Below are 12733 nucleotides of genomic sequence, written 5' to 3'. Positions count from 1 at the left end.
CGAAGACGACGAAGGGGACCGCCGTGAAAGCATTTGGAAGCTGGGCCTCAGCCGCCGCACTGGCCGCCGGGCTCGCGATCAGCGCCGTGGGCGCGGGGGCCGCCCGGGCGCAGGAGACCATCAAGGTCGGCATCCTGCACTCGCTCTCGGGCACGATGGCGATCTCCGAGACCACCCTCAAGGACGTGATGCTGATGCTCATCGCCGAGCAGAACGCCAAGGGCGGTGTGCTCGGTAAGAAGCTGGAGCCGGTGGTGGTCGATCCGGCCTCGAACTGGCCGCTCTTCGCCGAGAAGGCCCGGGAGCTGATCAGCAAGGACAAGGTCGCGGCCGTATTCGGCTGCTGGACCAGCGTCTCGCGCAAATCCGTGCTGCCGGTGTTCAAGGAACTCGACAACATCCTGTTCTACCCCGTCCAGTACGAGGGCGAGGAGAGCGAGCGGAACGTGTTCTATACCGGCGCCGCCCCGAACCAGCAGGCGATCCCGGCGGTCGATTACCTGATGTCGGAGGATGGCGGCGGTGCCAAGCGCTGGGTGCTGGAGGGGACCGACTACGTCTACCCGCGCACCACCAACAAGATCCTCGAAGCCTATCTGAAGTCCAAGGGCGTCAAGGACGAGGACATCCTGATCAACTACACGCCGTTCGGCTTCTCGGACTGGCAGACCGAGGTGTCGAAGATCAAGGCGTTCGGCTCGGCCGGCAAGAAGACCGCCGTGGTCTCGACCATCAACGGCGATGCCAACGTGCCGTTCTACAAGGAGCTCGGCAACCAGGGCATCAAGGCCACCGATATCCCGGTCGTGGCCTTCTCGGTGGGCGAGGAGGAACTCGCCGGCATCGACACCAAGCCGCTCACCGGCCACCTCGCCGCCTGGAACTACTTCGAGTCGATCAAGACGCCGGAGAACGAGGCCTTCATCAAGAAGTGGCAGGCCTTCAAGAAGAACCCGAAGGCCGTCACCAACGACCCGATGGAGGCCAGCTATATCGGCTTCAACATGTGGGTGAAGGCGGTCGAGAAGGCCGGCACCACCGACCCCGACAAGGTGATCGACGCGCTGCCGGGCATCGAGCAGAAGAACCTCACGGGCGGCACCGCCACGATGCTGCCGAACCACCACATCACCAAGCCGGTCTTCATCGGCGAGATCGAGGCGAACGGCCAGTTCGACGTGGTGTGGAAGACCGACAAGCTGATCCCCGGCGAGGCGTGGTCGAAGCAGCTCGAGGGCTCGAAGGACCTCGAGGCCGACTGGGTCAAGCTCAAGTGCGGCAACTACAACACCAAGACCAAGAGCTGTGGCGGCGCGTAAGCCCTGCCCCCTCTTCCCGCCCGCGAGGAGAGGGCTTCCTGCCCCCATGTCGGGGTAGGAATCGAGGCGGCAGCCGAAAGTGAGGGGGCTTCGACGGATGAGACGCATCCGGAACCGCCCCCTCACCTTCGCTCCGGCTTCGCCTCCGCTCCCCGCACGCGGGGAGAGGGGATACGCGCCTCACACGTGATGAACGCACCGCTCTCGGCTCGCAGAACGGCCCCGATGCTCCGTCTCCTCTGCCTCCTCTTCCTGCTCCTCGCCGCCCCGGCGCTGGCGCAGACCGCCGACCCCTACGGCCAGCTCGCCGGCGACGGCTATGCCGAGATCGAAGCCGGCGTCTCCGGCCTTGCCGCCTCGGGCGACCCGCGCGCCGACGCGATTCTCGCGGCCCTGTCGGACGGCCGGCTGCTGGCGAGCCCGGACAAGACCCTGCTGATCCGGCAGGGCAACGCCGTCGTGGATGCGAAGACCGGTGCCCCGGCCGCCGACAGCCCGGACCTCAAGCCCGTGCGCGCCAACAACCGGGTCCGCCGGGCGATCGAGGCCGCCCGCGGGCAGCTCGACCTCGCAAACGCCGATCCGGCCAAGCGCCGCGCCGCGGCCGACGCGGTATTCAAGGCCCGCGACGCGGCGGCGCTGCCGGCCCTCGACGCGGCTTTGGCCCGCGAGACCAATCCGGGCGTCCGGCAGGCGCTGACCGAAGCTCGCGCCGCCGTGCTGCTCGCCAAGCCCGGGACCGCGGAGGCCGACCGGATTGCCGCCATTCCCGCCATCCAGGCCCGGGGCGATGGCGACGCGATGGGCATCCTGCGCGGTCTCGCGGCGGATCCGAGCGACGCGGTCCGCGCAGCGTCCGCCCGGGGCATCGCGGCGATCGAGACGCGGCTCGCGATCCTCGGTGCCCTCCAGAACGTCTGGTACGGCATCTCGCTCGGCTCGGTCCTGCTGCTCGCCGCCATCGGGCTCGCCATCACCTTCGGGGTGATGGGCGTGATCAACATGGCGCACGGCGAGATGGTGATGCTCGGCGCCTACACGACATACCTCGTGCAGGAGCTGATCCGCACAAAGGCACCGGCCCTGTTCGGCTGGTCGCTCGCGATCAGCATCCCCTGCGCGTTCCTGGTGGCGGGGCTGATGGGCGTGCTGATCGAGCGGTTCATCATCCGCTTCCTGTACGGGCGCCCGCTGGAGACGCTGCTCGCCACCTTCGGGGTCAGCCTCGCGCTGCAGCAGGGCGTGCGCTCGATCTTCGGCCCGACCAACCGCGAGGTCGGCGCGCCGGCCTTCATGAGCGGTGCCTTCGATTTCTACGGCCTGTCGATCACCTGGGGCCGGATGTGGATCATCGCGTTCGCGATGGCGGTGTTCCTGGGCCTCCTCTTCGTGCTCAGAAAGACGTCGTTCGGCCTGAAGACCCGGGCGGTCACCCAGAACCGGCGCATGGCCGCCGCCATGGGCATCCGCACGCCCTACGTCGACGCCCTGACCTTCGGGCTCGGCTCCGGCATCGCGGGGATCGCCGGAGTGGCGCTGTCGCAGATCGACAACGTCTCGCCCAATCTCGGCCAGGGCTACATCATCGACTCGTTCCTCGTGGTGGTGTTCGGCGGCGTCGGCAACCTCTGGGGGACGCTGGTGGCGGCGCTGACGCTCGGCATCGTGAACAAGCTCGCCGAGCCGTATATCGGCGCGGTTCTGGCCAAGATCGGGCTCCTGATCTTCATCATCCTGTTCATCCAGAAGCGCCCGCGCGGCCTGTTCGCGCTCAAGGGCCGGGCGGTGGAATCGTGAGGGACTGGCGTCCGTCCCTCCCCCTTGCGGGGAGGGACCGAGGGTGGGGGTGGTGCAGAAGGCACCGCCGCGCTCGAGCCGGAACCACCCCCACCCCTCCCCGCAAGGGGGAGGGGACACGCGTTGCGTCCTCGGGATCCGCCGCATGACCCCCCGCACCCCCCTGATCGACCTGAAGGGCTGGATCTTCCTCGCCGTCCTGGCCGCCTTCTGCCTCGCCGTGCCGGTGCTGAACCTCGCGGTGCCGGAGGGCTCCGGCCTGCACGTGCCGACCTACCTCGTCTCCCTGTTCGGCAAATACCTCGCCTACGCGCTGCTCGCGGTCAGCCTCGACCTCGTCTGGGGCTATTGCGGCATCCTCTCGCTCGGCCACGGGGCGTTCTTCGCGCTCGGCGGCTACGCGATGGGCCTATACCTGATGCGCCAGATCGGATCCCGGGGCGTCTACGGCAACCCGGTCCTGCCCGACTTCATGGTGTTCCTGAACTACAAGGCCCTGCCCTGGTACTGGTACGGCTTCGACCACTTCGCCTTCGCGGCCCTGATGGTGCTGCTGGTGCCGGGGCTGCTGGCCTTCGTGTTCGGCTGGCTCGCCTTCCGGTCGCGGGTTACGGGCGTCTACCTGTCGATCATCACCCAGGCGCTGACCTACGCGCTGATGCTCGCCTTCTTCCGCAACGACATGGGGCTCGGCGGCAACAACGGGCTGACCGACTTCAAGGACCTTCTGGGATTTTCCGTCCAGGCCCAGGGTTTTCGCGTCGGCATCTTCGTGGCGACCGGCGTGGCGCTGGCGCTCGGCTACCTGATCGCCCGGATCATGACCGTGTCGGCCTATGGAAAGATCCTGATCGCCGTGCGCGATGCCGAGAGCCGCACGCGCTTCCTCGGCTACCGGCCGGAGCACTTCAAGACGCTGGCCTTCACGGTCTCGGCCATGATGGCGGGCGTGGCCGGCGCCCTCTACGTGCCGCAGGTCGGCATCATCAACCCGGGGGAGTTCGCCCCCACCAACTCCATCGAGACGGTGATCTGGGTGGCGGTGGGCGGCCGCGGCACCCTGGTCGGCGCGGCGCTGGGCGCCGTGCTGGTCAACTACGCCAAGACCGTGCTCACCGGCGCGATGCCCGACGCGTGGCTGTTCGCGCTCGGCGCCCTGTTCGTGGTCGTGACGCTGTTCCTGCCGCGCGGCCTCGTCGGCACCGCGATCGAGCGCCTCGGCTCCCGGCGCGCCGCCGCCAAGCTGCCGCCGGAGCCCGAGATCGCCCCGGAACGCGTCGAACAAGGGCAGGGCGCATGACCACCGACCTCCTCGAACGCCCGGATGCCAGCGGCCCCGCCAACCGGAAGCGCGAGACGGGCGCGCTCCTCTACCTCGACGACCTGCGGGTGACCTTCGACGGCTACAAGGCCCTGCGCGGCCTGTCGCTGACGCTGGCCCGCGGCGAGCTGCGGGCGATCATCGGCCCGAACGGCGCCGGCAAGACCACCATGATGGATTGCATCACCGGCAAGACCCGGCCGGACAGCGGCATCGCCGTGTTCGACGGCACCCATGACCTGCTCAGGAGCGACGAGCCGGCGATCGCCGACCTCGGCATCGGCCGCAAGTTCCAGAAGCCGACCGTGTTCGAGAGCCACACGGTCGCCGACAACATCCTGCTGGCGCTCAAAGGTCCGCGGGCCGCCTTCGCGTCCCTGTTCGGCTGGCGCAACGGGGTGGAGGCCGCGCGGATCGACACCCTCTTGGAGACCGTCGGCCTGCTGGCCCACCGGAACCGTCCGGCGGCCGATCTGAGCCACGGCCAGAAGCAATGGCTGGAGATCGGCATGCTGCTCGCCCAGGACCCCAAGCTCCTGCTGGTCGACGAGCCGGTGGCCGGCATGACCGACGCCGAGACCGCGCAGACCGCCCGCCTGCTCCGGCGGATCGCGGGCGAGCACGCCGTGCTGGTGGTCGAGCACGACATGCACTTCGTCCGCGACCTCGGCTGCCGGGTCACCTGCCTGCACGAGGGCGCGGTGCTGGCCGAGGGCTCGATCGACGCAGTCTCGGCCGACCCGCGGGTGGTCGAGGTCTATCTGGGACGATGACCACAATCATGGTTTCAAAAGGTCGAGACCTTTTGCGGGTGCAGGGCAGAGCCCTGCAAAACAGCTCTCCGGCCCCGGAAGGGACCGGAGAGCTGTTGGCCGGGGTTTCACCCCGACACCCCACCAAAGGGCTGAGCCCTTTGGAATCCCTGTGTTTGCCCGCGCAATCCGATGGTGAATCCCCATGCTGAGCGTCGAGGGGATCGATCTCTATTACGGCGCCGCCCAGGCGCTCCGCGGCGTCTCCCTCACGGCCGAGGCCGGGCGGGTGACGACGGTTCTGGGCCGCAACGGCGTCGGCAAGACCTCGCTGCTGCGGGCGATCGTCGGCCAGCAGCCGGTGCGCTCCGGCGCGATCCGCCTCGACGGCCGCCCGCTCCAGGGGCTTGCCCCCTACGACCGGGCGCGCGCCGGGATCGCCTTCGTGCCCCAGGGCCGCGAGATCTTTCCGCTGCTCACCGTCAAGGAGAACCTGGAGACCGGCTTCGCTCCATTGAAGCGCCGCGATCGCCACATCCCGGGGGAGATCTACGACCTGTTCCCGGTGCTCAAGGACATGCTGCACCGGCGCGGCGGCGATCTCTCGGGCGGCCAGCAGCAGCAGCTCGCCATCGCCCGGGCGCTGGTGACCCGGCCCAAGCTCCTCGTGCTCGATGAGCCCACCGAAGGCATCCAGCCCTCGATCATCAAGGATATCGGCCGGGCGATCGCCTACCTGCGCGGCAAGGGCGAGATGGGAATCGTGCTGGTGGAGCAGTATTTCGAATGGGCCCGCGACCTCTGCGATTCCTACGCGGTGATGGATCGCGGGCAGGTGGTCCTGGCCGGGGCCCGGGCCGACATGGTCGAGGCCGACGTGCTCCGGTGGATGTCGGTCTAGGCGGCGATCGCCCCGCGAGGCGCTCGGCCACCGCGCGCAGCGTCTCGCCGGCGATGTCGGGCTAACCCAGCACCGGCGTGTCGGGCCGTCCGTCGGCGAGGCAGGCCCCGACGAGGCCGGCGCTCCGGGCACCGTGCACGTCCCAGGGATGCGTGGCGACCAGGGCCATCGCGCCGGGTGCCACGCCGCTCGCCTCGGCCGCGGAGCGGGTGACCTCCGGACGCCGCTTGGCGAGCCCGATATCCTCGATTGGCAGGACCCGGGCCGCGAACCTCTCGAGCCCCGCCTTGGCGAGCAGTGCCTGCGTGGCCTGCGCCCCGCCATTGTCGAAGGCAACGATCCGGATCCCGGCTTGGGCCCGGATCCGGAAGGCCGCCCCGGCATCATGGTGCGGCGGCAGATCGGCCATCGATCCCAGGACGGCCGGCCTCCGGTCCGGATCGGCCTCGACGCCCTGCAGGGCCAGAAGCTCGTCGAGACAACCTCCCAGAACGGCCTCGAGCGGTGCGAAGCGCCGGTCGCGGCGCGCGAACGTGTCCCGCAGGGTGGCGGTGTAGAGCCAGTCGAGGGCCATCGCGGGAAGCCCGAGCCGTGTCAGCGCGGGCCGCAGGGGTTCGAGGCTGGAGGCCGTACCGATGATGTCGAAGGCAACGACCGTCGGGCGCGGCGCCATGCGATCCCCGGGGCGAAGGGGGTGACCGCCCGAACCCGGGGCCAGCATCCTGTTCCCCGCGACTGGAGCGGAACGCGCAGACGGAGACGCCGGCAGGGCCTCGTCCAGCCCGTTCGATCGCGCCTGAATAGGAGTCTAAAGACGCCTATTCAGAATTCGCAGACCGTCTCTCAGCTACATATGCCGTGAAAACTGTGAATACGCCCCCCGGCTGGCCAAGGTTAAACCACAATTCGGGCCTGCCATAGCGGACTGCCGCAGGAGCGCCCCATGACGATCCTCGATCCAACGACCGGCGAGCTGGTCACGATCCCCGTGCCAAGGCCCCGTCCCCAGCCCGGTCCCCGCTGACGTGCGCGGCCGCCTCATGACGACCGCGGTCGGACCGGGGAGGGGCCGACGGAAGGCGCGCGACGAGCGGCCTCGGATCCGGACGTCCCCGCCCGGCCTCTGGCTGGTGAGGGACGACCCGGCGTCGAACGACGCGCCGCTGGCCCCCGACCATCTGATCGCCATGGCCCGGGCGGCGCGCCTTCGGAGCAGCCTTGAATCGGCTCCGGATGTGAGGGACCGGTAGGGTTTCGCAGGTCCGGAGGGGGATCGCCTCGGGCTGCTGAGCGCCGTGTTTCAACCCGTTCCTTGCGCCGAACCGGCATCCGCTTCGGCGGAGAACGCTCTAGCAGCCCGAGCAGATCGGCTTGCCGGCGCGGCGGCCTTCCTTCTCCAGGCGCGCCATCATCGCCGCGCGGTCGTACGAAGACGTCTCGACCTTCGCGGGAGGCTCGCCGGCACCGATCGCCCCCGTTTCATCGATGGAATGCGCGAAGGCGTCTCTGCGCCCCCCGAAGGCCGGCCGCATCAGCTCTGTCGGATGCAGGGTCTGCCAAGCCAGCCGCGCGCGCGCCGAGGCCGCCAGGACGTCCGTGGGGTTCACCCGCGGTCCCTGGGGCTCGGCCGGGCTCTCGGCGCCGTGCGCCAGGGCCGTGCCCGGGATGCGGATCACCGGCAGGGCGGCCACCGGGACGGCCGGCGCCACCGGGCTCGGGACGGCCTTCAGGACGGCATCATGCCCGGGCGTGAGGGCCGGCAGGGAGCTGTACGCGGTGGGCACGTTCGGCAGCCGCGAACAGGCGCTTGTCGTGAGCAGGAGGAGCCCGAGAACCGCGATCCGCGACACCATATTGCCACCAGAAACCAATACTCGGCCGTTCTGGCCAAGCTTGTTCGTAGTGATATAGGACCGCATCGGCAGTGTCCAATGGCCGAAATCGCTGTCCCCTGTCCTACGCGGCTCGCGCTCCGGATGTGGCTTTCGGGCCGGGCTGTCGATCGTGGTCCGGCTGCCGGAGGATCGCGGGCGCCCCATGCGGACGATCCCCATGCGCCCTTCGGCCATCAGCCATCAGCCATCAGCCATGCAAAGCTCAAGTTGGGTCGTCCCGGCAGGTGATGACGCATCAACACCTCTAATACATCGAGACGATCACAGCCTAGAGATCAGTGAAATCCACCATAATTCGAATCATAAACAGACACCATCGGAAGGTTACCTGCGCTTAAACCATCAGATTGCCAACGAAATTCGCACGCTTCACCGTGCCGAATTTAGCACATCGCTCATCACGGAATCGTGTAGTCTGCCCGGAAGCTATGCGACTGGCAGATCGATGGACGAAAAAGCTGACACCGCGGACAACCGCAACCTGACTTGGCAGACGTTGCAACCGCGTGAGAAGCGGTGGCGCATTCTCGGACAGCGCCCGGTGATCGCTTGGTTCACGGGCCTGTCCGGGGCCGGCAAGTCGAGCATTGCCAATGCCGTTGACCGCGCGCTGATCGAGGCCGGGCGCCACACCGTGGTCCTCGACGGCGACAACCTGCGTCACGGCCTCAGCAGCGACCTAGGCTTCACCGACGCTGACCGCGTCGAGAACATTCGTCGGGCGGCCGAGACCGCTCGCCTCATGGCTGACGCCGGCTTGATCGTCATCGTCTCGCTGATTTCTCCCTTCCGCAAGGAGCGCGCCATGGCGCGCCGCATTGCAGGCGACACGACGTTCCTCGAAACCTTCATCGATACGCCACTCCAAGTTTGCGAGAGGCGCGATCCGAAAGGACTTTATCTCAAAGCCCGAGCCGGAAAGATTCCACACTTCACCGGCATCTCAGCACCCTACGAGGCTCCTGAAGCCCCTGATCTGGTGGTTTCGACCGAAGGATGCACGATCGAACAATCGGCAACATCAATCATCTCCCAGTTGATGAAGCGTTCAGCGGCGATGGCATCGCCTCAATTCAGAGCCGCGCCCGGTCGTGTTGCAATCGCGCGCAGCGCTTAGCCTTTGTTGTGGCGCGCTTTCGTGTGCAGAAGCGGCATCACCTTCGGCGAAGAACGCTCGCCATGCCCACTCACGAAACCTTGGTCGCGATCCAGCTTCGGAGGCTGCTCGACTCTGAAGGACGACCGTCGTGGAGACATCAGGATAGATTGAAGCGTTGCCTGGACCGCGCGGACACGCGCCGCATCAGGCAACACCGATGAAGTCCGTGCGGAAACACCGCGAGGCCGGGCAGGATTATCGCTCAGATGACAGCAGCATCGCGGGCGTCGTCATTCAGCTCTTGCCGGGCGAGACCAGCTCGGAAGCCTTGATCCCACTGCATTCCACCTCCGACATTGTGCGCCTGTTGATCCCTGGCGAGGATCATCCCTAGAGGCGATAAATCGCGACGTCGCACACGTGCCCCATACCGATCTGCCCATGGGCCAGATCCAACCACCGTGCGGACCGCGTCGATCGGCAGCGCAGCGCGAAAACAGAACGCACTCCCAGAGGGCCGTACTCGACCGCGTTGCAATCGTGCGGCCCGGAGCCTTCGTTGTGACGCACTCCCCGCCGAACCGGTACCCACGTCGGCGGAGAGCGCCCCGGCGGCGGGGAAATCAGCCGCCGCCCGATTTTACGCAGACATCTCGAAGCCTCTCCCGATGCAACGCAAGCGGCAGGGTTGAGCCCGCTCTCAGTAGCGTCCCGCCTGAATGTCAGAGAACAGACACCTCGTGTAGTTTGAATCCAAGCTCTCTGTTGTCGCCCGTGGCCTCATATCGCGCCGGCACGAAGATCTTATCAATCGATATCGTCACATGGTACAAAGGCGACGATATGTGCCCGACCGGAATGCTCAGCAAGAACCTTCCTGCAGCGTCGAGCGCGACAAATCGATCGTCGGTTTTCAGCTGCGGAACTCTTATAGCCGTGTTCGAATGAACGACATGCGTCCGATGCGCGAATTTCTCATTCAGGGTAACGGTAATATTTTTGACCGGCGCCCTGTCCTGTCGCGGAACTTCGATTTCCAAAACAATCAGATTTGCATCCCCACTATGGGACAAGATCAATGCCGCGGTTGTCCCTTTCGACCACACCCCATCTTCGACATCGTGCCACCCGTCATACAAGATACTTGAGAACGACTCGACGACACCCTTGAATTTGAATTTGCGCCCGACTTCAGCGCGGGGGAAATCACCAAGGCCATAATTTGGCGAACCCAGTCTTCCGTCAAAACCACGCGCTCGAATATTCCGATATAGCGCCACATCATCCAAATTAAGATCCATAATTTTTGCCGAAAGAGATTTAATCTCTTCATCGTCGGCAGATTTTCCTTGTCCTTCTAGAATGTATTGAATACTTTTCTCTCTGTATATTTTTCTCGGTCGGCTCAACCCTAGAAATTTTATCAAATTTATGATGGACGATTCAAAATCTTCCTGGAATCCGAAAAAATCGATTTTGTTAATGACAGACCAAGCTTTCTCTGTGAACGACCCCTCTTCGGAGAAGACGTCGCTCCGGACATAGTCGCGCCCAAAAAAGTTTTTGCAATAACAGTTCGAAACGTCATACAAAATATCCTGATCCGTGCTGTCCAAGCATGCTTCGAGCGTCAATGGGTGCATGCCGATCGCTCCAGCATCGCCGTTGCGGATTAATTCCTCCTTCGAGAACGTCTGTACGTAATTATAGAGTGAAATGAACCGCTCGACGGGATCACGCAGGAAGCATATCTTCACGGCATCGATGCTGATTATATCTTGAAATTCATAGTGTCCGCCAATAACGCTATAATGCTTGGCCTGATCAAATTCCAAGCTCCAGCTTGCGCACAACTCTGGCCTGACCGCGTCCCGAAGATGCCGGTATACAGATGTTCCAGCCGTCTTTTTCAGATGAAAAAACGCAATTTTGTTATACACAGCCCCGAAACCTTGTATCTTGGTATTTGCGACGACCAACGGACGATACGCAAAACTATCTGAAGTTGATAAATTGCCCGCACCCTTGTGCGAAGCACAGGGAAGAGGCCGGCGGCAGTCGAGGATCCCCAGGCCGCCTTCGAGGACGCTTATATCCAAACCGTGGCCGTCATGACTAGGCTGTCGCAGATCAAGCGCATGGTCATGACCGGTGTCATATCGCTTCGGATCTCCATTTTGTATTTTTATATTAGCTAAATATACAAATAACGTAACTTCAATTCCCGGAAGCAACGCGATGATCGGCTTTAACAGCCAAATACTGCGCACGATAACAGCCTTTGGCCATCCGTTATGCTGCGACGGTCAGCGCTGAACCTTCGGCTTTCGGAGACCAGGGCGTTTGGCTCGACCCCTGCTCTTATCGACAGCTTGGACGCGGGCAGCACCCGAAAGCAGCGACGGCACCGATCAACGCCCGGCACCGGGCAACGCCCGGCGCCAGGGCGCTCCCCTGGACCCGCAGAAGGGCTCGCCCTTTTGAAACCATGGCCTTCGCTGGGTCGGTCAAGCCCGCAGCTGCGCCACGAAGGCCCGGATGAAGGGCGGCAGCCCGTCGAGGTCCCGCAGGCACAGGGTGAGGTCGCGCCGTGCCCACGTGTCGGCCAGCGGCACCACCGCCAGGGCAAGGCCCTGGGCGGCCCGGGCGGCCGCGCTCTCCGGCAGGACGGCGAGACCGACCCGGGCCTCGACCAGCCGACAGACGGCGTCGAAGCCGCGCAGCTGCGCCCGCAGGCGCATCGGACGCCCCTCCCGCGCCGCCTGGGCGACGAGGAACCGGCTGATGGCGCTGCGCCTGTCGAGGCCGACGAGGTCGTGGCCGAGAACCTCGGCGAAGGGAATCGCCCCCCGCCCCGCCAGGGGATGATCCCGGGCGGCGACGAGCACGAACCGGTCCTCCCGGAACGGGAAGGTCTGGAGCGAGCCGGTATCCACCGTGCCGGACAGGATGCCGAGATCGGCCGCCCCCTCGGCCACCAGCCCGACAATCTCCTCGGAGGTGCGCTCGTCGATCTCGACGCCGATCCCGGGATGGTCGGCCAGGAAGGCCGAGAGTGCCTCCGGCAGGAATTCGGTGAGGGCGTTGGTGTTGGCCAGCACCCGGATCTGGCCGAAGGCGCCCCCCGAATAGGCCGACATCTCCTCGCGCAGGCGCTCGACCGCGGCCAGAACCTCCCGGGCATGGACGAGGAGCGCGCGCCCGGCCGGGGTCGGGCTGATGCCCTGGCGCCCCCGGGTCAGCAGCGCCGCCCCGAGGGATTCCTCCATCAGCCGGATTCGTGTGGAGGCCGCCGCGAGGGCGAGGTTCGCCCGCGCCGCCCCATGGGTGATCGAGCCGGCCTCGACCACATGCCGGAACAGGCCGAGATCCGTGAGATCGAACCGCATCATCGTCCCGGCTTCTCCCGACGGGCCTCCGGTGCCGGCCTGCCGGACACGATGTCCGCAGGCGCGCGACGGTAGCCGCGGCCCGGTCCCGTGTCAGCGCTTCCGATCGGCGCCCCCACAGGGAGAAGCCGGTCCGCGCCACGCGCGATCCTGTTCATGACCGCCGTTCAGGGCTGTGCCTCGGCAAAAGTGCAATGTGTACTATCGTTCGAAGTTTCAATTTCTGATCTCCTTAGGTCAACTGATCGATACGCCTCTGT

The 12733-nt window shown here is 65.7% G+C and carries 11 protein-coding genes; 7 read left to right on the top strand and 4 right to left on the bottom strand.

What is annotated here, in order from left to right; all coding sequences use genetic code 11:
- Positions 1–23 precede the first annotated feature (23 nt).
- From urtA to urtE, 5 genes are all read left to right on the top strand, one after another.
- Positions 24–1319: an urea ABC transporter substrate-binding protein gene (gene urtA, locus MKK88_RS23125; RefSeq protein WP_244003897.1), complete on the top strand. Its 1296-nt coding sequence runs from the start codon at positions 24–26 to the stop codon at positions 1317–1319.
- 225 nt (positions 1320–1544) lie between these two features.
- Positions 1545–3116: an urea ABC transporter permease subunit UrtB gene (urtB, locus tag MKK88_RS23120; RefSeq protein WP_244003895.1), complete on the top strand. Its 1572-nt coding sequence runs from the start codon at positions 1545–1547 to the stop codon at positions 3114–3116.
- Positions 3117–3261: 145 nt separating this feature from the next.
- Positions 3262–4416, top strand: coding sequence for an urea ABC transporter permease subunit UrtC (urtC, locus tag MKK88_RS23115; protein ID WP_244003893.1), 1155 nt, complete (start codon positions 3262–3264; stop codon positions 4414–4416).
- Positions 4413–5210: an urea ABC transporter ATP-binding protein UrtD gene (urtD, locus tag MKK88_RS23110; protein ID WP_244003892.1), complete on the top strand. Its 798-nt coding sequence runs from the start codon at positions 4413–4415 to the stop codon at positions 5208–5210. The genes urtC and urtD overlap by 4 nt, the downstream gene beginning before the upstream one ends.
- A 184-nt stretch (positions 5211–5394) precedes the next feature.
- Positions 5395–6090, top strand: a complete 696-nt coding sequence (gene urtE / locus MKK88_RS23105; RefSeq protein WP_244003890.1) for an urea ABC transporter ATP-binding subunit UrtE — start codon at positions 5395–5397, stop codon at positions 6088–6090.
- 61 nt (positions 6091–6151) lie between these two features.
- Here the strand turns inward: urtE and MKK88_RS23100 are convergent, their stop codons facing one another.
- On the bottom strand, positions 6152–6763 hold the full coding sequence (locus MKK88_RS23100; protein ID WP_244003888.1) for a hypothetical protein: 612 nt from the start codon (positions 6761–6763) through the stop codon (positions 6152–6154).
- Between the two features lie 676 nt (positions 6764–7439).
- Positions 7440–8009, bottom strand: coding sequence for a hypothetical protein (locus MKK88_RS23095; RefSeq protein ID WP_244003887.1), 570 nt, complete (start codon positions 8007–8009; stop codon positions 7440–7442).
- 118 nt (positions 8010–8127) lie between these two features.
- Between MKK88_RS23095 and cysC the strand changes: the two genes are divergently transcribed.
- Complete coding sequence (gene cysC, locus MKK88_RS23090; protein WP_313902343.1) at positions 8128–9102, top strand: adenylyl-sulfate kinase; 975 nt, start codon at positions 8128–8130, stop codon at positions 9100–9102.
- Positions 9103–9301: 199 nt separating this feature from the next.
- A complete protein-coding gene (locus MKK88_RS23085) occupies positions 9302–9478 on the top strand; it encodes a hypothetical protein (protein WP_244003885.1) in 177 nt (58 codons plus the stop codon).
- A gap of 328 nt (positions 9479–9806) precedes the next feature.
- Here MKK88_RS23085 and MKK88_RS23080 read toward each other — a convergent pair whose 3' ends face one another.
- Both MKK88_RS23080 and MKK88_RS23075 read right to left on the bottom strand, forming a co-directional pair.
- Positions 9807–11354, bottom strand: a complete 1548-nt coding sequence (locus tag MKK88_RS23080) for a sulfotransferase family 2 domain-containing protein (protein ID WP_244003883.1) — start codon at positions 11352–11354, stop codon at positions 9807–9809.
- Positions 11355–11591: 237 nt separating this feature from the next.
- Complete coding sequence (locus MKK88_RS23075) at positions 11592–12476, bottom strand: LysR substrate-binding domain-containing protein (RefSeq protein WP_244003881.1); 885 nt, start codon at positions 12474–12476, stop codon at positions 11592–11594.
- Positions 12477–12733 lie beyond the last annotated feature (257 nt).

The organism is Methylobacterium sp. E-005 (genome assembly GCF_022829725.1).
GTDB lineage: Bacteria > Pseudomonadota > Alphaproteobacteria > Rhizobiales > Beijerinckiaceae > Methylobacterium.
This window is presented reverse-complemented; position numbering and strand designations above follow the sequence as displayed.

What these genes read in the sequence shown, in the direction of transcription:
- urtB (WP_244003895.1), top strand. Translation starts at nt 1,545, where the DNA reads ATGCTCCGTCTCCTCTGCCTCCTCTTCCTGCTCCTCGCCGCCCCGGCG.
- urtC (WP_244003893.1), top strand. Translation starts at nt 3,262, where the DNA reads ATGACCCCCCGCACCCCCCTGATCGACCTGAAGGGCTGGATCTTCCTC.
- urtD (WP_244003892.1), top strand. Translation starts at nt 4,413, where the DNA reads ATGACCACCGACCTCCTCGAACGCCCGGATGCCAGCGGCCCCGCCAAC.
- urtE (WP_244003890.1), top strand. Translation starts at nt 5,395, where the DNA reads ATGCTGAGCGTCGAGGGGATCGATCTCTATTACGGCGCCGCCCAGGCG.
- MKK88_RS23100 (WP_244003888.1), bottom strand. Translation starts at nt 6,763, where the DNA reads ATGGCGCCGCGCCCGACGGTCGTTGCCTTCGACATCATCGGTACGGCC.
- MKK88_RS23095 (WP_244003887.1), bottom strand. Translation starts at nt 8,009, where the DNA reads ATGCGGTCCTATATCACTACGAACAAGCTTGGCCAGAACGGCCGAGTA.
- cysC (WP_313902343.1), top strand. Translation starts at nt 8,128, where the DNA reads ATGCGGACGATCCCCATGCGCCCTTCGGCCATCAGCCATCAGCCATCA.
- MKK88_RS23085 (WP_244003885.1), top strand. Translation starts at nt 9,302, where the DNA reads ATGAAGTCCGTGCGGAAACACCGCGAGGCCGGGCAGGATTATCGCTCA.
- MKK88_RS23075 (WP_244003881.1), bottom strand. Translation starts at nt 12,476, where the DNA reads ATGATGCGGTTCGATCTCACGGATCTCGGCCTGTTCCGGCATGTGGTC.